General features: G+C 59.2%; 21 protein-coding genes and 2 pseudogenes. 9 read left to right on the top strand and 14 right to left on the bottom strand.

All coding sequences use genetic code 11. The features are described 5' to 3' along the window. Positions 1-72 precede the first annotated feature (72 nt). Positions 73-273 carry a hypothetical protein gene (locus V1289_RS45425; protein ID WP_334406035.1) on the bottom strand — a complete coding sequence of 67 codons (201 nt, stop codon included), beginning with the start codon at positions 271-273 and terminating at the stop codon, positions 73-75. A 265-nt stretch (positions 274-538) separates the two neighbouring features. Here V1289_RS45425 and V1289_RS45420 point away from each other — a divergent pair, with 265 nt between their 5' ends. Then, a complete protein-coding gene (locus tag V1289_RS45420; RefSeq protein ID WP_334406034.1) occupies positions 539-748 on the top strand; it encodes a hypothetical protein in 210 nt (69 codons plus the stop codon). 426 nt (positions 749-1,174) lie between these two features. Here the strand turns inward: V1289_RS45420 and V1289_RS45415 are convergent, their stop codons facing one another. The 6 genes and pseudogenes from V1289_RS45415 to V1289_RS45390 all read right to left on the bottom strand — a co-directional run bounded on the left by V1289_RS45415 (position 1,175) and on the right by V1289_RS45390 (position 6,099). After that, positions 1,175-2,047, bottom strand: a complete 873-nt coding sequence (locus V1289_RS45415; RefSeq protein WP_334406033.1) for an alpha/beta fold hydrolase — start codon at positions 2,045-2,047, stop codon at positions 1,175-1,177. A gap of 126 nt (positions 2,048-2,173) precedes the next feature. Further along, the gene (locus V1289_RS45410) at positions 2,174-2,455 is read right to left on the bottom strand and encodes a hypothetical protein (RefSeq protein ID WP_334406032.1); all 282 of its coding nucleotides are present in this window, start codon (positions 2,453-2,455) and stop codon (positions 2,174-2,176) included. Between the two features lie 378 nt (positions 2,456-2,833). Further along, positions 2,834-3,898, bottom strand: a complete 1,065-nt coding sequence (locus V1289_RS45405) for an IS630 family transposase (RefSeq protein WP_334406031.1) — start codon at positions 3,896-3,898, stop codon at positions 2,834-2,836. Between the two features lie 405 nt (positions 3,899-4,303). After that, a pseudogene (locus tag V1289_RS45400) lies at positions 4,304-5,014 on the bottom strand (cytochrome c biogenesis CcdA family protein); the annotation flags it as partial. A 38-nt stretch (positions 5,015-5,052) separates the two neighbouring features. After that, positions 5,053-5,496, bottom strand: a complete 444-nt coding sequence (locus V1289_RS45395) for a TlpA disulfide reductase family protein (RefSeq protein ID WP_334406030.1) — start codon at positions 5,494-5,496, stop codon at positions 5,053-5,055. A 210-nt stretch (positions 5,497-5,706) separates the two neighbouring features. Continuing rightward, a complete protein-coding gene (locus V1289_RS45390; protein ID WP_334406029.1) occupies positions 5,707-6,099 on the bottom strand; it encodes a thioredoxin family protein in 393 nt (130 codons plus the stop codon). A 222-nt stretch (positions 6,100-6,321) separates the two neighbouring features. Between V1289_RS45390 and V1289_RS45385 the strand changes: the two genes are divergently transcribed. From V1289_RS45385 to V1289_RS45370, 4 genes are all read left to right on the top strand, one after another. Then, the gene (locus V1289_RS45385) at positions 6,322-6,960 is read left to right on the top strand and encodes an RNA polymerase sigma factor (protein ID WP_334406028.1); all 639 of its coding nucleotides are present in this window, start codon (positions 6,322-6,324) and stop codon (positions 6,958-6,960) included. After that, complete coding sequence (locus V1289_RS45380; protein WP_334406027.1) at positions 6,957-7,646, top strand: NrsF family protein; 690 nt, start codon at positions 6,957-6,959, stop codon at positions 7,644-7,646. Before V1289_RS45385 ends, V1289_RS45380 begins: the two co-directional genes overlap by 4 nt. A gap of 43 nt (positions 7,647-7,689) precedes the next feature. After that, positions 7,690-7,914 carry a hypothetical protein gene (locus V1289_RS45375; RefSeq protein WP_334406026.1) on the top strand — a complete coding sequence of 75 codons (225 nt, stop codon included), beginning with the start codon at positions 7,690-7,692 and terminating at the stop codon, positions 7,912-7,914. Positions 7,915-8,113: 199 nt separating this feature from the next. Then, the gene (locus tag V1289_RS45370) at positions 8,114-8,518 is read left to right on the top strand and encodes a hypothetical protein (RefSeq protein WP_334406025.1); all 405 of its coding nucleotides are present in this window, start codon (positions 8,114-8,116) and stop codon (positions 8,516-8,518) included. A 73-nt stretch (positions 8,519-8,591) separates the two neighbouring features. On the opposite strand, the gene V1289_RS45365 is transcribed toward V1289_RS45370, so the two are convergent. Together V1289_RS45365 and V1289_RS45360 are read right to left on the bottom strand one after the other, a co-directional pair. Further along, positions 8,592-9,769 (bottom strand): IS3 family transposase gene (locus V1289_RS45365; RefSeq protein ID WP_334406024.1). Its coding sequence is split into 2 segments (ribosomal slippage): positions 8,592-9,478 and positions 9,478-9,769, totalling 1,179 coding nucleotides; the frame shifts between segments, so codons are not numbered across the junction. 271 nt (positions 9,770-10,040) lie between these two features. Continuing rightward, positions 10,041-11,195 carry an IS630 family transposase gene (locus V1289_RS45360; RefSeq protein ID WP_334402008.1) on the bottom strand — a complete coding sequence of 385 codons (1,155 nt, stop codon included), beginning with the start codon at positions 11,193-11,195 and terminating at the stop codon, positions 10,041-10,043. 248 nt (positions 11,196-11,443) lie between these two features. Between V1289_RS45360 and V1289_RS45355 the strand changes: the two genes are divergently transcribed. Next, on the top strand, positions 11,444-12,007 hold the full coding sequence (locus V1289_RS45355; protein ID WP_334406023.1) for a lipocalin-like domain-containing protein: 564 nt from the start codon (positions 11,444-11,446) through the stop codon (positions 12,005-12,007). Positions 12,008-12,532: 525 nt separating this feature from the next. On the opposite strand, the gene V1289_RS45350 is transcribed toward V1289_RS45355, so the two are convergent. Together V1289_RS45350 and V1289_RS45345 are read right to left on the bottom strand one after the other, a co-directional pair. Beyond that, entirely contained in the window at positions 12,533-12,736 is a 204-nt protein-coding gene (locus V1289_RS45350; RefSeq protein WP_334406022.1) for a hypothetical protein, read from the bottom strand. A gap of 422 nt (positions 12,737-13,158) precedes the next feature. Beyond that, positions 13,159-14,394 (bottom strand): IS701 family transposase, encoded by a 1,236-nt coding sequence (locus V1289_RS45345; protein WP_334397144.1) that lies wholly within the window; start codon positions 14,392-14,394, stop codon positions 13,159-13,161. A 245-nt stretch (positions 14,395-14,639) separates the two neighbouring features. On the opposite strand from V1289_RS45345, the gene V1289_RS45340 reads away from it, so the two are divergent. After that, positions 14,640-15,782 carry an OpgC domain-containing protein gene (locus V1289_RS45340; protein ID WP_334406021.1) on the top strand — a complete coding sequence of 381 codons (1,143 nt, stop codon included), beginning with the start codon at positions 14,640-14,642 and terminating at the stop codon, positions 15,780-15,782. Positions 15,783-15,882: 100 nt separating this feature from the next. Here V1289_RS45340 and V1289_RS45335 read toward each other — a convergent pair. Next, positions 15,883-16,056 (bottom strand): annotated as a pseudogene (locus tag V1289_RS45335) (IS256 family transposase); the annotation flags it as partial. A gap of 634 nt (positions 16,057-16,690) precedes the next feature. Here V1289_RS45335 and V1289_RS45330 point away from each other — a divergent pair. Continuing rightward, positions 16,691-17,563, top strand: coding sequence for an alpha/beta fold hydrolase (locus tag V1289_RS45330; RefSeq protein ID WP_334406020.1), 873 nt, complete (start codon positions 16,691-16,693; stop codon positions 17,561-17,563). Positions 17,564-18,632: 1,069 nt separating this feature from the next. Beyond that, a complete protein-coding gene (locus V1289_RS45325) occupies positions 18,633-18,803 on the top strand; it encodes a hypothetical protein (protein WP_334395306.1) in 171 nt (56 codons plus the stop codon). Between the two features lie 494 nt (positions 18,804-19,297). On the opposite strand, the gene V1289_RS45320 is transcribed toward V1289_RS45325, so the two are convergent. Beyond that, positions 19,298-19,780: a phosphate-starvation-inducible PsiE family protein gene (locus tag V1289_RS45320; protein WP_074280223.1), complete on the bottom strand. Its 483-nt coding sequence runs from the start codon at positions 19,778-19,780 to the stop codon at positions 19,298-19,300. 43 nt (positions 19,781-19,823) lie between these two features. Continuing rightward, positions 19,824-20,510, bottom strand: coding sequence for an ABC transporter substrate-binding protein (locus tag V1289_RS45315; protein WP_334406019.1), 687 nt, complete (start codon positions 20,508-20,510; stop codon positions 19,824-19,826). Between the last annotated feature and the right edge of the window lie 729 nt (positions 20,511-21,239).

The raw sequence follows: 21,239 nt of genomic DNA, 5'->3' as shown, positions 1-21,239 counted from the left end.
CGCGGATCAGAGCGGCCTCTGCGGCATCCTTACGAAGCTTTTCGACGGACTTTTGATAATCCTTCATGGACGCTACTTCGGCTGCTGAAGGCCGGGCGAGCTGGCCCATTCGTTGAGGTGTGCCGCAGTATCGGCCTGCCGTGCCTTGCGAAGCAGTTCGTCCTTCTCTGCCCCAGGTCGCAGAAGCGAAGCCTTCTCTCGTGCAGCCTTGGCGAACAGCGCCAGCCGTTCTTGAAGTGACAACTTTTGTTTGAAACGACGCCGCGTTGTCATGGTGTGCTCCTTTCCAGAGGAAGGCGGGAGCGCAACCAGGCGTTCTCATCACCGATGTAGGCCAAGGGCGGGGCGGTGATGGGTAAAGGTTATCAAGCCATGCAGGCTCAGTCGACTCAATCAAGCAAAATCTTAGTGCGCCCAATAGGTTACCGGCAATTTAGACGGATTTGGCTACGGAACACCGTAAGACCCCTAATTAATCAGGAACGTTATTGCCGCTTTGTACTTCTAATGAGTAAGTTTTCACATCACGCGGTGGACCATGGGTGTACTCAACCGAGCAGAACGCCTTCAGATCATGTTGAAGCCGGCCGAATTGAAACTGGTCGACAATTGGCGGTTCTTGAAGCGCATGCCGAGCCGCGCATCAGCGGTGCGAGAATTACTCAAGCGTGGATTGGTGGCCGAGGGTTTCGAAGTGGCGGAAGATGGCTCTCACTCAAAAGATTTCGGCTTAAGCACGGCTGAGTAGCCAGGGTGCAAAAACACATTAGCCAATTCCAATTAACGATTGGGGGGATGTCCTTTGGGGCAGTGCCCGCGTCCGATTACTTGCGGCTCGCAACTGGTTTACGCGCTTTGCCATGAGCCGCGTCCGTCGAGCTCCCTCGCCGACCCGGTATCGTTCGGGCGGGCGCGGAGCGCCTTCCGGTTGATCGTGATGGATACGCATTAAGCCGAAGCCGCCCCCGGCACCCTGGTTGGCCTCATGCGGCAGGATCACCCAGGCGTTTTCACACAGAAAAGCGCGCTTCCGCTTTGCGTCAAAAACGGAAGTGGGCCCGCTAGATCGGCACGTCCGTTCTGCCCTCAACAGCAGACATCGTCAGGCCGCCCCGCCACTTCCGTTTCGTGCCAAAAGGCGACGCAGTATGAATTCTCAAGCGTGCGATCGGCGTTATAGGTCGCACGCTAGGAACGGCGCAACGACCTGCGCGACTTGATCGGCGAACTCCTCGTGCAGAGAGAGCTTGCCCCGCGGAATACAGACGCTTCGCATACCGTCAATCGTGGCGAGCGCCTCCATCTCGGCACGCGATCGTGGCGGCGTCTGATCCCCATACACCATCAGCATTGGGATCGCCGCCTTTCGCGCCAGTGCCAGAAACTGTTCGCGCGTTTCGATCGGATCGAGCTCCCCCGTCACAAAGCGGATTGATGCAAATCGAGATCCAGGCGCCCGAGTGACCGCCAGTTTTTCGCGCTGCCGCTCATCGCTCAGCCACGTCGGGTCCGCGTAGACGTGCCCCGCGGCCATGTAGCGAACGACGATGCGATTGACGTTCAGCTTGTAGAGCATGGGTCCGAGCACCGGCAGATCGACGAATTTGCAAAGCCGGCCAAAGAATGGCCGCCGCCCGTTCATCATGGTCGGCAAGGGCCCGCGCCAGGTTGGCGCCAGCAGGACAAGCCGTCCGAACGAGCTGGGCCGAGCGGAGGCATGAGCGAGTGCATAGGTTGCCGCATGCCCCGCCGCAATAATGGCGCGCGGGGATGGGGCCACCGCGTCAAGGATGTATTCCAGGAATGCCGCGTACGCCGCAGGGTTCCAGTCAACCGCGGGGCGCGCCTGATCGCCAAAGCCCGGCCAGTCGAGAGAAACCGTGCGATAATGTGAGCTCAAGCGCTCCTGTAGCGGCCACATTTCGCGCCGCGTCGAGATCGAGCTCAATGCGGGCAGCAGAAGTAGCGTCGGTCCTTGCCCACTCGTGTCGAAGCCGAGATGGATGCTCTTGCCACGCCAGGTCCACGTAAGCTGTGCTGACTGCATGTAAGAAACACGGCTCCCACATGGAAAGCGTCCACGATCTGGACCCGTAAAGTGCTACTCCGTTCATAACCTACGTCAACTCAGCTGCTTCGCCAGTATTCGCCGGAGCCGAAAGCCCGTAGCCTTTTATAGCTCCGGGTCACCCAAAAGGGCGCAGTAAGGACAGTAACGGTCAGCCGCTTTGCCGAGTTGGCGTCCAAATTCTTTCCGAAGAGCTTCTCCCTCCCACGTCGTGCCATCGCTTTTGACGAGCTTTCTGGCACGCGCAAAGGCGTGGCTTTCAGCCGCGTCGTCACCGATGCGGATGGTTAGATCCAAGTGAAAAGGGCAAATTGTTATGGCATGGGTCGTTTCTAGCGCGTAGTGCACGGCTGAACCCAGATCATCCGCGTAACTGGTTACGGACATGCGAGCCTCCTGCTCGGGCGAAGCGGGGCTCGGAATGCCTAGGAGCCCGGGCCTCATATCAACGACGGGGTAAGGTCGTTCGGCTACTATCTAAGATAGTTTTAGGGTTCCATTTTGAGTTAGCTCAAGAGTTGGGCACCCGCTGGGACGAAGTAAGCGCCGGAATCACCGAGGCCGACATTGCGACCACGCGGGGCTACGCCAAGCGCAGCGCGGAGGCGCTGGCCCAGTATGGGCGGAAGGGCGACGGGCGAGGCCCGGATGAGGGTATCCGGGCCTCTGACAAAAGCCGGAACTGAGACCTCGGACCGCTCGGCTATCGCTAGAACGAAGGCTAAGGCGAAACTTTGCGCACCCATCTTGATCTAGTACCCGGAATCAGAGCTTCGTGATACGGCGGCCTTTGAAACGGCGTTGACGGACCTTTTTCTTGGTCCAGACGAAGGGCTCGGCTTTGTCGTTGTACGCGTTGACATAGGCATCGATGTGTTCCTGAAGCTGCTTGAGGCTTGTGAAGGAGGTGCCGCTAAGCGACTGCCCCTGCAGGATCGAAAACCATACCTCGACCTGATTGAGCCAGGACGCACTTGTCGGCGTGAAATGAAATTGCACGTTGGGGTGGGCCTTGAGCCAATGTTCGTTTTTCTTGTGGGTGTTGAGGTTGTCGAGAATGACGTGAAGCTTTCGGTCCGGAAAGGCCGCGGTGACGCTGTTCATGAAGTCGAGAAACTCGACGCGGCGACGTCGTTTTGAATGAGCCGCGATGATCTTTCCGGTGGCGACTTCGAGCGCCGCAAACAATGTTGTGGTGCCATGCCGCTTGTAATCGTGGCTCTGGCCGGTCAAGGCGCGGCCATTGGGCAACTTCAGATAACCCTGCGCTCGCTCCAAAGCCTGGATCGAGGGCTTCTCGTCCACGCATAGCACAATGGCCTTCGCGGGCGGGGCGACGTAGAGGCCAACAACATCGGCGGCTTTGGCCGTAAAGTTCGGGTCGGTGCTCTCGCACCAGGACTTGCGAGCCGCGAGGTCAATCTTGTGGCTGCGCAGGAACCGCCAGACATATTGGACGTCAACATCGCCCAGCGCCTCGGCCAGCAGAGGGCCGGTCCAGCGCGCAAACCCATCCGGGGGCGGCTTATCCAGCAGCTTCAGAATCCGCTTGTCGGTCGTCTTCGTATAAATCGGCTGCTTACCAGGCCGCGGCTTGTCTCGCAGCCCTTCAAGGCCATGGTCGGCATAGCGATGCCGCCAAAGGCTGACAATCCGCGGCTGGACCCCAACTTCCTTGGCGATCGACCGGGTGCTGCGCCCGTCCGCCGCCAACAGAACTATCCGCGCCCGCTTCAAATCGCGCTGCAACGTCACCGGTGAGCGACAACACGCCTCAAGCACCTTGCGATCTTTCCTCGAAAGGTGGACTTCTCTTGCTTCGGGTATCATCCATATCTTGAATCACGACTCACGATCCAAGAAAAGTGGGTACTAGAGCAAGATACGCGGAGCTTTTCCTTGTGTACATGCCGCCGCCAATACCCCGGTGTAGCAACTGCTGTTTCAGCCTTCCCCGATATGGCAGTCGGATCGGCCTACACATCTTCCTTTTCGAGGCTTACTCGACGTTCACTCGCGTTGCGGCCTGCACACTCGCGCTGTCACCAATTCGTGACACGCTAATCAAAGGCTTCAGCCACTTCGTTACCTCCATGACTGCTCCGATTGCTTCCGGCTGGAGCGGTTGCCGGGTGGGGCTTGCACCCACTGGAAAGCGCCGCCTTTGCACGGCGCACGCCAGTAACGGAAGTCGCGTAACCAAAGGCGTATGGAAGTAACCTCACCAATGCCTTTAGTCAGGTCGATCAGCCATGACGGCGAGACATCGACCAGGAACGCTTCGAGCGACTTGTCCGCGCCCGATATGACGAGTACGCCGATCGTCACGAACAGAAGCCCGAGCGCAGCCTTCATGGCGCTGCCTGCCGATAGCAGCCCGCTTCGCCAGCGCGCCATGGTTTGCCTCGAGAGCCACCCCAATCCCAGCAGCGGAAGTGCTGCGCCGATGCCGAAAGCAAGCATTGTGAGCGCAACCTGGCCAAGGTCCTTGCCCTGAGCCGCAACGAGGGACGCCGCTCCGAGCGTGGGCCCGACGCACGGACTCCACACCGAGCCCAGGAGCACGCCGATCCAGAACTGTCCGGTAACGCCGCTGGCGCGCCCCGCCGCGAGCCTGCTGTCGGCCCAGTTTCCGAGCGGGCCGGCTGCGACCGCGAGGCGGACCTGGAGCGGTGGCAAGAGCAGCACGGTGCCGACGACCACGATCAGCGCCGCCGCCACATAGCGAAGCCTGTCCGCATCCAGTCCGATCGAATGGCCCGCCGTTGCGAGGAACAGTCCGATCGCCGCGAACGAAACGGACAGCCCGGCGGCGAGCGCCAGCGGCCCGTGGCGGTGACTTGATGCCGCCGTACCGAGCACGATCGGCAGGATCGGCAGCACGCACGGCGAGAGGATCGAGAGAATCCCGGCGAGGAACGCCAGAAGAGGGTTGCCGATCGTCATTGCTGATATCCCTTTGAAAGAAAGCCCATGGTCGGACGCTACGCGGTTTGCAGATATGCAATGAGCGCCTCTGCGGCAGGCTCAGTCCAATCCGCTGCGCCAGGCATGTAACCGACGATCCCTCCCGAACGCGCGATCAGGTAGGTGATCGGCATTCCGTAAAGGGCGAATGGCGCGCCTGTCCTGTCCGGATCCGTGTGCGCGACATAGCCATTCGGATCCAGGCAGACGGCAAGGTTTGGGATCGCCAGCGATTGGATGAAACGGCTGACCTGATCGCGGCTGCCGCGATCCTCCCATACGGCGATCACGCGCAGATCCCGGTTGGTCGTTTTCTGGCTCAGCCTGTCGAGGACAGGCAATTCGACCCGACAGGCGGCACACCACGACGCCCAGAAATTCAAAAGGATCGGCCGGCCGCGAAGCGCGGCCAGGTCGAACGAGCCTCCGGCCAGCCTGAAGAGACGGATTGACGGCAACATGCGTTGCGGAGCAAGCAACGTGAATTGGTATCGTCCAGAACTGAAAGCCGGAGGCGATGTCGCCGCGGCGGCCGGATCGAACCAAACCGCAGCAGCGGCGAGCCCTCCGATGAGGGCGCCCCGCCGTGACGGCAATCCAGGTCTCATCCTCCCCGCCCCTGTGCTGTCTCCATTCACGGTGGTGGGTTTCCGGTCTCGAGAAGCGGTGCTCTAGATGGTCTTCGAGACCAGGGCATAGATGGAATCCCGATTGGTATCGCCGACCGAGCGCCCCTCCTCCTTGTCGCCCTTGAATACGATCAGGGTCGACTGCATGCGAGCGCCGAAGTGGTTGACCAGGTCCTTCTGGCTGTCGAAATCGATCTCGAAATAAGCGAGATTCTTGAATCTCGGATCGGCCCTCAGTTCGCTCACGATGGGCGCCTGCGCCTTGCAGGTCGGACAACAGGAGGCGTGAATCGCGATCAGGATCGGCCTGCCGGCTTTCTGTGCGTCGGCAAATGCGTTGGCGTCGAAGGCCGGACCGGTCGCGGCCAATGCCGGCGAGACGGCCAGAGAGGCGGCGGCGAGCGAGGCAATCAGGATGGAACGGCGATTCACCACGGTATTCTCCTTTTCCAGTGTCTGAGAGTTTCGTTGCAAGGACTGCAAATGTTACGGGCCGCGCGCGGGCAATCGCAGCCGGCCCTGTTCTCCGGTTCGTCCGGTCAGCTTCGTTCGAGCTTCGGAAAAGGTTAGCGGCCTTGCGAAAAATTCCTTCCTATCGCGGCTTCCGCAGCCGGTGTATGCAGCCCATGAAACCGGGCCGGGACACAGGCAGCGCGAATGCCGAGTTGCAGCAAGGAAAATCCTCCCTACCCGGAAGCGCCGAAACTGACGCTGGTCAGTTCCACGCCCAGCGTCCAGCGGGCCTCCCGCGGCCAGTCGGACTGGTCGGCGCTGATGGCGCGCGCCCAAGATGGCGACCGCGAGGCCTATCGAGCCTTGCTCACCGAAGCCGAACCCTACATCCGATCGATCGCTATCAAATATCTCGGTCGATCCGCGGAGGTGGACGACGCGGTCCAGGATGTCCTGATGACCGTTCATTCGATCCGGCAAACCTATGATCCGACGCGGCCGTTCGGCCCCTGGCTGGTCGCCATCGCCCATCGCCGCATCATCGACCAGCTGCGCCGTCATACCCGGCACAAGACCCGGGAGGTTGAATTGTCGAACGAGCATGAAACCTTTGCCGAGGCTCCGGCGAACCTCTTCACTGAGAAGTCGGCTGAGCATGCCTTGGTGGGCGCGATCGACAAGCTGCCGCCGGATCAACGCGACGCGATCAGAATGCTGAAGCTCAAGGAAATGTCGCTACAGGAGGCCTCCCGGGCCAGCGGCCGATCGATCACGGCGCTGAAGGTCGCAACCCACCGCGCCGTCAAGAACCTGCGCAAACTGCTGAAAGGCGAACCCTCGTGAAGACGTCCGACGTCATCGATGCGCTCGTCGACGCCGCGGTCCCCGTCCGACGCCTGCACCCTCCGCTGGTGCGCGCGGGCATCTGGCTTGCGCTGGCCGCCACCGTACTGGGGGTGCTCTGTGTCGCTCACGGCCTGCGGCCGGACATTGCCGCGCGACTGCGGCAGCCAGTGTTCGTCGTCAGCATGCTCGGCGCACTCGCGACCGCAGTCCTGGCGGCACTGGCATCGTTCAAGTTAAGCCTGCCGGACGCTCCGCGTTGGTGGCTGTTGTTGCCGCTCCCGGCGCTCGCGGTATGGGTGTCGACGATCGGCTACGGATGTCTGACTGATTGGGTCAGCATGAGCCCCGATGGCATGCGGATGGGCGAGGCCGCGCGATGCTTCGCCACCCTGCTGCTGACCAGTGTGCCGCTTTCGATCGCGATGCTGATCATGCTCCGCCACGCCGCGCCACTGCGGCCGACGGCCGTGAGCGCGGCCGGCGGGCTGGCCGTCGCCGCCATGACGTCGTTCGCGCTGGCGCTCATCCATGACCTCGACGCGACAATCATGATCCTGATCTGGAATCTCGGCATGGCGGCCTTGATCGCGGCTCTCGCCAGCGCGTTCGGACGAACCAGCCTGAAATGGGTTGCCGCGCGCGTCATGCCGTCGCTCCCGCCGCAACTTTCAGGTCGACGATAAGTTTTTCCAGCCAGCCTCGGCGCAGCAATCGGAAGGTCGACCAATGTATTGCAGCCGCTCGATATTCGGACACCTGCTGCGGGGCCTCGGTGCCGTTGTCCTGGTGGCGATGGCCGTGATCTACGGCGAGATGCGTCCCTGGCTGTTGCCGCCTCTATTGATCGGCGCCATCGTGCTGATGCGAGGCTGCCCGATGTGCTGGCTAATGGGACTGGTCGAAACCATCGCAGAAAGGCGCAATGCTCCGCACGCGGACGAAGCCCGCTGACAGCCAAGGCCTGCGTTCTGACAGTGCCGTATAGCCTCCGGTCATCTCGATAAGAGAAAATTATCGGAGCCGATCGTCGCATCGCCGTTCCTGCTTGTCGCGAACGGCTGGAGATTACGCCATAGGTGTAACATTTGCGTTCGGGTCAGCGAACCTTAACTCTCGTCCATCGGAAAGGACGCCAACCTCCTTCGAGCAAATGGTATACCAGATGACCCCTCCCAAGAGACTATTCCTGTTAATCCTCGCGGCTGCTGGCCTGCAGTTCGCATTCGCAGACGGCAGCTTTGCTGCGTCGCCGCTGACGATGAACTTCGTCACGCACGCCTCGTTCTTTTCCGCGGAATCGAAGCAGCCCAAAACGCTCGATCCTCAGGTCTTTGTCCAAGACCCGGCAGCGGAAGCCGCAACCGGTCCACAAGGTATCAAGCACGCCGCCGGTGTTCGGCCCCCTCTTATCGAGCAAGATGCCAAATCGTCCCCCCTCTACAATGCCGACGGAAAGCCGCTAGGGTTCGACTTGCAGACATGGCTCTCGCCATCCGGAACTGTCACGGTTTGCGTGTTCCAGCCGATCGTGATCACCGATTCCAGGCCATCGTGATCACCCATTCCAGAGCATCGTGATCATCGTTTCCAGCCGATCGTGTGATCTTCCCCCGAAAAAATGGACAGGGTTAAGCTGCTTTTAGCTCCATCTCGATCGGGCTGAGATAGCCGATGGCGGAGTGACGACGCGTTCGATTGTAGAAGCCCTCGACATAGGCAAAGATATCACGTGTGGCTTCTTGCCGTGTTGCATAATGCCGGTGATGGACGAGCTCGGTCTTGAGAGTGTGGAAGAAGCTTTCCATCGGGGCATTGTCGTAGCAGTTGGCCTTGCGGCTCATTGAGGCCCGCAAGCCGGCAGACTGCATCATTTTGCGATACTCCGCCGAAGCATATTGAACGCCCCGATCGGAATGGTGGATCAGGCCGGCACCAGGCCGCTGTGCTGCAATGGCCATCCGCAAAGCCGCCAATGGCAGGTCGGCGCGCAAGTGATCCGCCATCGCCCAGCCGACGATCTTGCGGCTGTACAGGTCCATGACGGTGGCCAGATAGAGCCAGCCCTGATCAGTCTCGACGTAGGTGATGTCGGCGAGCCAGATCCGGTTCGGCGCGGCGGCGGTGAAGTTCTGCTCGAGCAGATTCGGGGCAATCGGGAAGTCGTGACGGCTGTCGGTGGTGCGCACCCGCCGTGGCCGCGCCATGATGGCCCTGATCCCGTGACGGCGCATCAGTCGCTCGATGCGACCGCGGCTCGCCCCGCGGCCCTGGGCCTTCAGCTCGGCATGGATGCGCGGGCTGCCATAGCGTCCGCAGGCCTCGCGGTGGACCCGTTCGATGTCGTCGACGAGCGCACGATTGGCGGCGGATCGCCGGCTCTCCGGGCGCGCGCGCCAGGCATAGTAGCCGGCCGGCGAGACACCGAGCATGTCGCACATCAGTGACACCGGATAGTCAGCGCGGCGATCTTCAATGAAACGGAATCTCATGTCCGCGTCCCAGCAAAGATCGCGATCGACTTTTTTAAAATGTCGCGCTCCATGCGCAGCCGCTCGTTCTCTCGCTGCAAACGAGCGATCTCCGCCGCGTGGTCCGCCGACGGCACCGTCGCCTGCGTTGTGGGGCGCCGCGCCGTTGCCGTCGGCTCCCGCCCAGCCCCACGCTGCTCCACCCAGCGCCGCAATACGGAATCGCGCAGGCCAAGTTCCTTGGCCACCGATCCGATCGAGCGACCGCTCGAAGCCACCAGATCGACTGCTTGCCGCTTGCAATCGTTCGTAAACGACCGACGTTGACGTGCTTCCATCCGACACCTCCTGGCTCATCGAGCCTACTACAGGTGTCCATCAATTCGGAGGAGGTTCACCTTGCAATTTGAAACACCAGCAGAGAGATTTAACGCCTGTGTTGCGTCGACCGGTTGAGCCGGCAGCCAATAACGGACATCGGAACATCCTTGCCGTTTTGGGGCAGCTCTTGGCCATTCCGTCTGTTGGAACGCTGACGCTAATTATGTGCCACCGCGCAATATCTCAATTCGACATTCCTAGGTCAGCGTTTCCTTGGTTCGAATCATATTAGGCAGCCTCGGCGAGTTTGTAAGACCATGTGTGGACGACCGGGTGGCGATTGACGTCCTTGATGCCGAGCATGATGCGTTCCTTGAGCTCCTGCTTGGACGCCACCCGGATGTGGCGCAGGACCGAGCGGGCGAACTTGGAGAAGAAGCCCTCGATGAGGTTGAGCCAGGATCCGTGCTTGGGCGTGAAGGTGAACGCGAAGCGGCCCGCCGGTTGAGTGGCGAGCCAGGCTTGGGTTTCTCTGGAGATATGCGCCGAGTGGTTGTCCAGGATCAGCTTGATCGCCGTACCGGCCGGGTAAGCGGCATTAAGAAGCTTGAGGAATTCGACAAACTCGCGGCTGCGATGGCGGTCTTTGACCAGGGCGTGGACCTTGCCGGTGAGCAGATCGATCCCGGCCAACAGGCTGAGCGTGCCATGGCGCTTGTACTCATGATCGCGCGAGAATGTCGCGTAGGTGCCAGGCACCGGCGGCAAATCCGGCGATGTGGTCGCGATCGCCTGGATTCCCGGCTTCTCGTCGTAGGAGACAATCGCTACCGGCTTGCGCGATGTTTTAGATTTTTTCTTCTTGGCCGCGGCCTTTTTCAGGACCTGGACCTCGCGATAGACGCACAGAACTTCCGCCATCTTCTGTTCGAACTCGGCGTCGCGGCGTTCAAGATGGTAACGCACCTTATGCGGTTTGATTTCCTCTTGACCGAGAATCTTGCACACCGTGCCTTGGACAAGATTGGCGAGACATCCGTGTCCCGCCGCCGCCCCGTGCTCACGCGCATGGCGCGCCAAAAGACGCGTCGTCCACAACTCGTGCGGATAGCCGTGATCCTTGGCCTTGTCGCACGCCAACGCCACCAGCCAGGCTTTGGCCTCCGGCGTAATCACTGGCTCCTTGCCCGGTCTGGGTCGGTCATCAAGCGCCATTAACGGCCCATAGGCCAGCGCCCGCTCGATGCAGCGTTGGACCGTCTGATGATGCACCCCCACCCGCTGTCCAACGGCAAAAAAAGACGGGTTCTCGCGATAAGCCAGAAGCATCTGCGCACGCTGCACCCGGCTCGCTGGCTCGGTGCGAGACCGTGAAACGGTTATCAGACGCGCAACGTCCTCATCTGTCATCACCACTTCAAGCGCTTGCCGCCATGTTGCCATGATGTCGCTCCTCGTTCAGCTCTTCTCAAACGAGGAATCTACCAACAACCTTCCAGTTCCATAGATGTTGGCTTCTCAATGCCGGTTTCATGAAATCGGTCGTCTAGTATTACCCCCGACGAGTGCGCCCCCCCGGAATAGCCGGATGGGGAATGACGGAATATCACTGGCAATGTGATTACACTGGCAATGATAGCAAGGTGACTGAAACGACGAGCCGTCACGTCTTGCAACCAGGGAGGAATATCATGAAGCGATCCATCACAGTCATGACCACGAGTTTGGCGCTGCTAATTCTGGGACTCGCGTTCTCCGTCGGCACCGCTGTCGCACAATCCGCGAAGGACCTGGTCGGAACGTGGACACCTGTTTCGGCGGAGGTATTTGACCCCAATCCAAAGGGCAACCTGACCTTCGATGCGAATGGCCGTTTCTCGCTCCAACTCTTGCGCGCTGACCTCAAAAAAATCGCGGCAAACAAACGTGATCTGGGAACCCCCGAGGAAAACACTGCAATCGTGCACGGAAGTATCTCTTACTATGGCACATATACAATGAACGGGACGGAGCTAGTGCTCCACGTCGAGGCGTCCTCGTTCCCGAATTGGACTGGAACCGACCAGAAGCGAACGAATGTCTCTCTCACAGCCGATCAACTCACGTACACAAACCCGTCGCCATCGGGTTGGTCCAGGAACGCCCACTATACTGGTGTGGAAACGAGCGCCAGCAGTGCGCGCAAACTAAATCGCGTCACTTCTAGGTTGGCCCCGCTCGGCTTCGGCCGAGGGGCCCTTTTTGGACACAAATGATCCACGAATAGTGAAGAGACGGAGGGTCCGCTCAGGGTCTTGGCTGTGTGAAAACGCGACGGAGCGCAAATTGCGGAGAAAAGCATTCCTTCTGACGCCGCTTTTGAAACTACGAAGAGCATACTGAGCTCCAGTGCCGCGTGATCTGAGAAGTAGATTCTCCAGCGTTCGCAAGATTTCACGTTTTCACACAGCCAGGGTCAAAAGCTGAGAAGCTCAATGCGAGCATATGTTTTCCGCTCTGCCCCCAACAACAGACATAGAGCGACCACGGCGGCATGTGCGAGTTGTGCCAATAGGCGACATTGGCTCGCCCATTTCCTCCCGCGACCGGGCCCTGATGAATCCGATCACCGACATTGCCAGCTGCCGCGCGCGCGCCGAGAGCAGCCACGCTGCCGCCCCACCGCCGAGTAGGGTGATGAACTGGCGTCGATGTGGTTGATCGAACATCCGACCCTCAACGCAACCAATCATCGAGCCGCACCGAGATCAAGGCTGGCGAGCTGTTGCACGAGCCTTCGCCTATTCGTCTTCGTCGGGTTCTCTGACGATCGGCGGCTGGCGCTCGTCGTCGGTGTCGTTGTCTTCGTCCTCGTCATCGTTGGGTTCTCGCGGCGGCGGCATCGTGTTGCCCTTGATGGAGACGAGTCTCCACTCGGCCGCGGAAAAGTTCTCAGGGGTGCGCTGGGTCAGGGTCGGCTCCTTGCTGGATGTCGCGACATTCATGCGCGGATGTTATGGCGCCGGGCCAGAGCCCCAGCCCCTAGTTACGGAGCTTCGGGCCCCTCGTGAGCATTGTGTGTGGAAAAAGCAATCCGGTCTCGCCCGATTCGGATGGCCACCAAGCACAACGTCTGACAATTCCTCGCGGCGGACACCAACGATGTCCTGAACGTGGGTGTCGAAATCGATCGCGCGGTTCATCAGATGAGCGCGCTCGTCGAGGCCGGTCAAGGTCGGCGTATCCTCGTGCCCGGCTTAACAGCCGACTTAGCATTACAGTTGCTTTGTTGATTTGAAGTGGGCGCGTTGAGCGGCGGCCTGGTGAGCTCTGCGCCAGAAAGACCATGCGATGATGTGTGCGGGTTGAATCCGTTTTCGAGCGAGTCTGATGGCAATGCGGCGGATTTCCTGGATTGACCAACGGATCAGTGGCGGCGTGGATATGTTTTGGCTTTTGCCGGGGGGCGCCGTTTCGTTTTTTTGGGCGGTGGCGGGTTAGCGCGATGTCGGATCGCGGCCATCATGGCGAAGGCGAGCATCACCAGGGACACGTGACGGTGCCAGCCATGCCAGGATCTGCTCTCGTTGTGATCGAGCCCGAACTCGTTTTTCGCGGTTTCAAAGCTGTCCTCGATCGCCCATCGATGGCCTTCGACCGCCACCAGCGTTTCGATGGATGTTCCCGCTGGACACCAGGTGGTGAAGAAGGCGAGGTCATCATCGGCGATGCGACGACGGATCAGCAGACCTCGTGTCCAAAGACCATGATTTGCGCTGTAAAATTCTTCGACCTCGAGATCGGCCAATTCGAGATAGCACCAATCGTGCAGCCGCGGTCCTTTGGTTCCGGCCCCTGCCGACAGGCGTTTCCAATCGGACGCGCGCCGCGTCCGAGCGATGTCCGCGGCCTTGCCGGCGACCGATCGCCGCTTGCCCCAGGATTGAAATACATGAGCGCTGCTGACCCCGAGCACGTAGCCTTTGCCTGCCCGGCGTAATTGCTGTTCGATATCGCCAACACCGTAGACAGTATCACCGGCAACCCACTTGAATGGTACAGACGCGGCTATGGCGCGTGCGATCATGCTCGTTGCAAGCTTTGGCTTGGTCGCAAAGCCGGCACCGGGAGGCACATATGCGGCTTCCAGACGATCTGGATCGTCGGTCCATTCCTTCGGAAGATACAGCGCGCGATCGATGAACGCATGACCGTGGCGCGACACGTAGGCGGCGAAGACGCCGATCTGGCAGTTCGTGATCTTGCCGGCGGAACCAGTGTATTGCCGCGCCACTCCGCACGATGCCTTGCCCTGCTTGAGAAAGCCGGTCTCGTCGATCACGAGCACCGCATCGTCATCCGCCAGGTGCTCAATGACATAGTCCCGGACGATGTCGCGCAGGGCATCAGCGTCCCAATCCCTGCGACCCAGGATCGCCTGTTGCCGCCAAGGACCGGGATCGCCAGCTGCCTCCGCGCGCATCCAACCGGTCTTGCGTTGCTCATCTCCGAGCAGGCTTTCCAGAAACAAGCCTGCATTCCTCGCAACACGATCTTGATTGAACAACGGACGTATCCGTTGCTTGATCTCACGAAGCGACGCCGCCCACAGCGCAAGCGTCTCTTCAATCGACGCTGGCCGCGTCCACGATCTTCGAATCATGGTTGCCCATGGATTCAGAAAACTGCATAAAAGGCAACTGTAGTGTTAGGAGAGACCTCGTCAAGCGCCGAAGACGGGCGGCCGTAATCGCGTGGCTGAACTGATCACGTGCGAAGCCGGCAACGCTCAACGCTGGCGCGCAGATTGGTCTCAAATGACAGCGCAAAAATAAGTCTTTGAAGGTGAACCAGTTCACACCAGGAGCTCAAACGGCAGGTCCATTTTGCTGGCATGGGGTAACCAAGATGCACGATCGAATCGCCACCCCAAAGCTATTCGTCGGCGAGCTACCGGAGCTGAAAGGCCAGGGCCGCGACCTGCGAATAGATGCCTGCCGAGGCATCGCGCTGTGGTGCATCTTCCTTGACCATGTCCCCAACAGCATCGGAAGTTGGCTGACGCTGCGGAACTACGGCTTCAGCGATGCCGCGGAAGTATTCCTGTTCGTCTCGGGCGTAACCTGCGCGCTGGCCTACGGCAAGGCACGATGCTGCGAGGGATGGACCGGAGTGATCAGCCGGACGCTGCGGCGAAGCTGGGACATTTATGTCGCATTTCTGCTGCTCACGCTCGCCTGCGCCATCTTGGTTCACCTCGCAGGAGGCGGCCGTCTTGCCGACGACAGCAATACGCGCATTCTGTTGGACCATCCGGGCGCGACGCTCGCGCACGCGGCGATCTTGCAATACCGTCCGGTCAATACCGACGTGTTGCCGATCTTCGTGCTGCTTCACCTCTCGTTCGCGCCGTTGCTGTGGCTGCTGCTGCGCGTGCCGAACGTGACGCTTGGCGCCTCGTTGGCGCTTTATGCGCTGGTGCATGTCTTCGGCTGGACCCTCCCGGCGTGGCCGAACGGCCACTGGGCCTTCAATCCGCTGGCCTGGCAGCTGCTCGTTGTGCTTGGCGCGTGGTGGATGATCGAGGACGGGAGCGTCCGACCGTGGGTGACGTCACGTACGGCGCTTGCACTTGCCGTCCTGTATCTGCTCCTCAGCTTGGTCATCGTATTGAGTTCGCGCATCAAGCCGCTGGAATCACTGGTCCCGCAGACGCTATCGCAGCTGCTATATCCATTGGACAAATCGAATCTCGATCCATTGCGACTGCTGCATTTTTTGGCCATAGCGGTTTTGGCGGCATGGTTCGTGCCTCGCGATTGGCGATGGCTAAAGACGCCGGTGATGCGCGGCGCGATCCGCTGTGGCCAGAACTCGCTGCCAATCTATTGCGTCGGCGTTCTGCTGGCGTTCGCCAGCCACATGGCGCTGCTCAACATCTCGGACGGGCTTGCGATGCAGATAGCGCTGAGTCTCGGTGGCATCGGGGCGATGATCGCGACCGCAACGCTGCTGGGCTTGATCGGCACCAAACCCAAGCAGCAATCATAATATTTCTTGGCACTGCGATCAGCGAGAATGTCTATGAAAGACGAAGAATGCCGTCATCGCCGAGATCGCCGCCTGCCATCGCCATGCCGCTGACGGCACTCAGTCTCTGCGCTCGCGGCTCGGTCTTCAAATCGGCATGCTTGCCGAGAAAGTCCGCGACTTCGGCCTTGACCGCCTTGGCCAGCAGGGCACGGGCCCCATTGCGCAAGATTTCGGTGAGTTGATCGTCGAAGATTCCTGGCTGAATCAGATGGATGACGTTATCGTTGGACACGGCATATCGCTCCTTCGGTGGAGAAGTGGAGGCGTCAAGCACCCCCACGATATGCCGCCTTCTCGATTCCTGCCGTCACCAACTTTCAGCGATAGCTCAGCGCACGCCAGTGGAAACGGTCTCGTGTGCACGCACCGGGGTGCAACTCGTGAATACGAGCGCAAACCGGCTGCACTGCCAGTCAGCGCCGAGCGCGGCCCTAGTGGGTGGTGTCAGGTTGACCGACAGTAATGCCGCTACGCAGGCAAACATCACGTACGCCGCGATCAGCACCGCTCCCTTGTGGGTCCTTGGGTGGGAAATCATGGCTTTGGCTCCTGTTCGATGGCCGGAACAATAAGGAGCAGGCTCCACAGTCCTTGTGATCTAAATCACATCCTGACCCACATTTTTTCGCTGGTGCCCGAAAGCGTACGGGATTGCCGGCACTGGATCAGCGCCGCAGCGTTCAATGCTGCAACGCAGTAGCATTCTCTGACGTGCATTCTGCATATATTTAGCCGGAAGTTGCTCACGAGCTGGACTTGGGGTAACCTGATCGCTGCAATTTTAACTTGCGTTTGATGGGTTAGGAAACCGACAGAATTGTTGTCGGCACTCTGCGATCATCCTGAAGTCGATGGCCGAGCCCCCTATGAAACGTGGAATTACCGTTCTGCTTTCACTCTCCGTGCTTGTCACGGGCGCGTACTTCACCATCAGCAAGTGGGCGATTCGCCACGAGACGATTACGTTCTACGATCCGTCGCGCGACAACCGTCCGGTCGCGATCGATATCGCCATCCGCCGCGACAAGGAGATGCAGGCCAATGCCGGCATGATCAAGTTGCCGGTCGCGGTCCTCAACCACGGCAACGCGGTCAAGAACACCGAGTATTCGTTCCTCGCCAACGCCTTCGCTGCGCGCGGCTATCTCGTGCTCAGCCCTCAACATGACCTGCCCACCGATCCGCCGATGGTGACCAAGGTCGGCGAGCTCTATGTCGGCCGCCTGCCGCAAATCCTGCGCGGCGTTGCCAACATCCATTTCGCCGTCGGCGAGATGAAGAAGATCCAGCCCAGCGCCGACTACGACAAGCTCACTATGGTCGGACATTCGATGGGCGGCGACATCTCGATGTATTTCGCCAAACAGTATCCGGACGAGATCAAGAAGGTCGTGACGCTGGATAATCTGCGCGTGCCGTTTCTGACCGAGGGCAAGTTCAAGATTCTCTCGTTCCGCTCCAAAGATCCGCAGTTCAAAACTGATCCAGACGTCATTCCGAACGAAGAGCAGCGCGAGAACGCCGGGATTACGGTTGTGCAAACCACCTTCCAGCACAATGACATGCGCGATACTGGCCCGGACGAAGCCAAGATCTCGATCATGAGCATGTTGGATAAATTCCTGGTCAATACCGACGGCGAGGTTGCGCCGGTCGATACAAGGATCGCGCCGCCGCCCCAGATTCTCGACCCCGGTCCGGTCACGCCGTACGTACCGGTCGCACCAATCCAGAACTGACACCGGCTTCACACGCCTCGATCGAAGCAACTAGGCAATCGCACCGTCGGCTCAGATTTTGATCCGGGCAAATGTCCATTGGGGTCAAACTCGGAAGTTCCTGCGCGCAACTGGGAAGTCCCCTTGGCACTCAGGAACGGACATTGTCTGCCGGGCCTATCAGGTCCGAAAAGTGCCAACAGGCAACATCTGAGGTTGGCCTAATGCTACAGAGACCGCCAACTCTGCTTCAAAGGTCCTGCTCATTTGAAGGCTTGCAGCGGGAACTAATCCACTGGATTTTGCTTGCGTGCTTCTCGGTTGCTGAGGACGACCACGGTGCATGCCTGTGGAACTTTAGCGGATCGGGGAACGAAAGTCTCCGTCGCGACTTTAGAGGGTGAGGCCGCTGCTCGCCGTCAAGAGACAACGGCGCATGTCGCGGATAGCCAAAGGTCCTCTGGACCCGCTGTTCAAAACGAGCGCGCGCGCAGATAGCCAAAGGCGGCGGTCTCCATTTACTGCAAACTGCACGGCGCGTGCTCGGTTGTATGGCGATTCATGAAATCGATGGTTGGTGGGCGGGGTTCACCGGAACGAAGGTTCCGTTATGCGAAACCGTATCGACATTGACCACACCCACAGCCGGGCAATCGCGCAAGAGATCGGCGAACGGCTACGGGCGCACCTGAGAGACGAATCCGAGCCATCGGCAAGCCTCCAAAAGCAGATCGACCGGCTACGCGAGTTGGATGGCCAATCGCCATCCACTATGAATCGCCGGTTACGCGGCACGTCGCACAAGGACGCAGGCCGAGGAGATCGGTTGCGGCTTATTCGGTTGTGGCGACGTAAAAGCTGATCGCTCAGTCGCAGTAGCAGCGTTCTAGTGTCGTCTCCGACACCTAAACTCCGCGATACTGCGGTCGCGCTGCCATAGCTCAAGGTTGTGGCCGTCCACTTTGGACACGATGAGACCAGGCTCAGAAACGGCTCGGTTAAGTCCTCATAATAATATATTCGGGAAGCGCTCTGGAACCGTTTCCGAGAGTGCGCGGTTAGTTTGTGGGACCGATGGAGGATGATTGCCATGAGATATCAGGCTACGATTGCGATAGCTGTCATTGTCGCTGGTGCTGGGCTGGCGGTCTATTCTGTCGGCTCGCTGCCCCCCGAAAAGCAGTCGACGCCGACCGTCACCCAATTGGCGACACGATTGGCTCAGTCCGTGGATCCGTTTGTGCCTCAGTCCGGTGGCTAACAGCCGGCGCAACTCAAAACGGATTGCCGGCGCTGCTGCCTTAAACCATTCCGGATAGCCGGCTAGGAGGCGGCAATGTCGCCCGCGAGGCCGTCCTGAAGCTGAAGCCCACCGCCGTGAAGCGACTCAAAAGCACTTTGGTGGGCGCAAGATTTTCGACCAACGAGCTACGGCAAGGCGGCTAGCAGCATTCTGTGGAACGCGTGGATGTTCTCAGCTTAACGCTAAATGGCCGTAGAATTACGGTATGTCGCGCTTCTTAATTCCGCGCGGCTTGTCTAGAAACAGAATCCCGATGATCCGAAGGACGACGTTGTGGGGTCCGCTTTACCCCCGGAAGCGGACATCGCGCGTACTGGTCGACATGTCCGTTTCGTGCCAACAACAGAAGTACAGGTCGGTTTGCTGGCAACCTGTTTCCTCGCGTCAGGCTAGGAACTTCGAATTTGAACTCGTTTTGTCAGCTTTTGTAGCGACCGCCTTGCAAAGCAACCTCATCCGTCTCCCGCCGCGATGATTTCGCGCGGCTGCCCTTGGTCGCGCACCAGCCAATAGACGGCCCCCAGCGCGAGGATGGCTGCGGCGAGCGCCAGCAGATGGAAGGCATCCGTGCTCGACAGATCGAGAATGATCAATTTGCGTACCACCGCCAGCAACGCAATCAGGATGACAGAGCGTACTTGCACTACACTGTCGCGCCGCTCCGCCACCACCAGCAGGGAGCGCTTGAACTCGAGTGCAATAATGACGGTAAAGATCATGCCGAACACCGTCTGGAATACACCATAATCGGTCGGATCGAAATTGGTTGCCCAGATGCTGAGCAGGATTTTCAGCGTCAGATTCCACAGCGCGAGGGCAATGATGATGGCGATCAGCGTGGTCAGCATCAGGACGCAGACTTGCTCGAATTTCTGGTAGAGCGTCAGCGGCTCGAACGACAGGCGCAGATCAGAAAATTCCTTTTTCAAAGGCATCGTCGGCTCCATCAGCCAGCGGGCTTTAGGCATAGCATGATTTTCACAATGATAGTGCCGTACGGTCGTGACGCCCGCTGATCGACTTGACAATACTTTCGACCCGAGATTCATCCCGAACGGGCGCGGCTGTCGCCGTGATGGCAAAGGATTTAGCGGCGGCATCAATCGAGCGCAGGAACAGTTTGGTTTGGGGTGCGGTATCGGGATTAAAAAGAATCGTGACCCGCTCGACGCTGGGTGCAATCTCCTTCAATAATCCTAACCACTTGCCGCCCATTTCGGGCTCGAAGAAGGTAAATCCAGTTATGTTTTCGCCGGGGTGGGCCAAATTCGAAACGAAACCTTGCCCAACCGGATCAGATACCCCGACAAAGATGATTGGAATTGTCTTGGTTGCAGCCGCAACCGCTGCCAAAACTGGAGTGCTGACCAAAAAGATCAGATCAGGACTTTGTCGGACGAGGTCGGCCGCGACAGCTTGGAAGGTGGCGTTATCGGCGCTCGGACGCCAGCGCTCGACGATTTCGATCTCGCGCCCTTCCGTCCAGCCCAATTTGCGAAGCCGGTCTTTAAATACGGTGAAGGATTCATTCTGAGTTCTATCGGTCTGAGCGAAAGGAATAAAGACACCGATGCGGCGAGCCTTGCGGGGTTGCTGCGCAAATCCAACGCCGCGACCGACGATCGTCGCACCTCCCATTACTGCAAAAAATTCCCGCCGCTTCATCCTTGCTCCTCCCAATGGGCATCATAGCGGCTAAAATTGCGATATTGGAAGTCTGGCGATGTCCGAGTTGGGTCAAAAGCTGAAAAGCTCAACGCGAGCATATGTTTTCCGCTCTGCCCCCAACAACGGACATAGAGCGACCAAGGCCGCATGTCCGAGTTGTGCCAAAAGCGGAAGAGGACTCCCAAGGCGACATCAGACTTGGTATCGTTCATTCAATGAGAAGTAGAGCGATGGTGAGGTCTTTCCGAGGGTTGTGCCTGATTTGCTTCTGCATTTTGGGACTTGCTCTTGTCGTGGCTATCTTGGAGGTTGCAGCTCTCCCCGTGATGCTCAACGCAACCGGATGCCAGTCGAATTTCGAAATATTGCCTAATTTCACATGCGGACCCGGATTGATTCGCCGTTCGATCGAAGTAGTCCTCAACTTGCCGCTTATATTCGTCTACGCCCCGGCATTTACGCTTTTCGTGGCTCATACGCCGGCCCGAAATTTCATGCTTCTGCTCTACCTTTTCGACGTAATTCTTATTTTCGCTTTGACGTATCCTCTTCTGTTATACTTTAGGCGGAAGCACACTAAGCATAGCGGCTAACTTCCGTTCCGGGTCAATTTCAGACCTCACCGCAGTCCTGAGCGATGTCCGCTTTACCCCTGCCGAACAGACATGCCTGAGCGCGACCATCAGGTCCGAAAAGTGCCATGAACAGAGATGCCGTCACATGGTC

The sequence above is a fragment of the Bradyrhizobium sp. AZCC 2289 genome (assembly GCF_036924615.1).
Taxonomy (GTDB): Bacteria; Pseudomonadota; Alphaproteobacteria; order Rhizobiales; family Xanthobacteraceae; genus Bradyrhizobium.
This window is presented reverse-complemented; position numbering and strand designations above follow the sequence as displayed.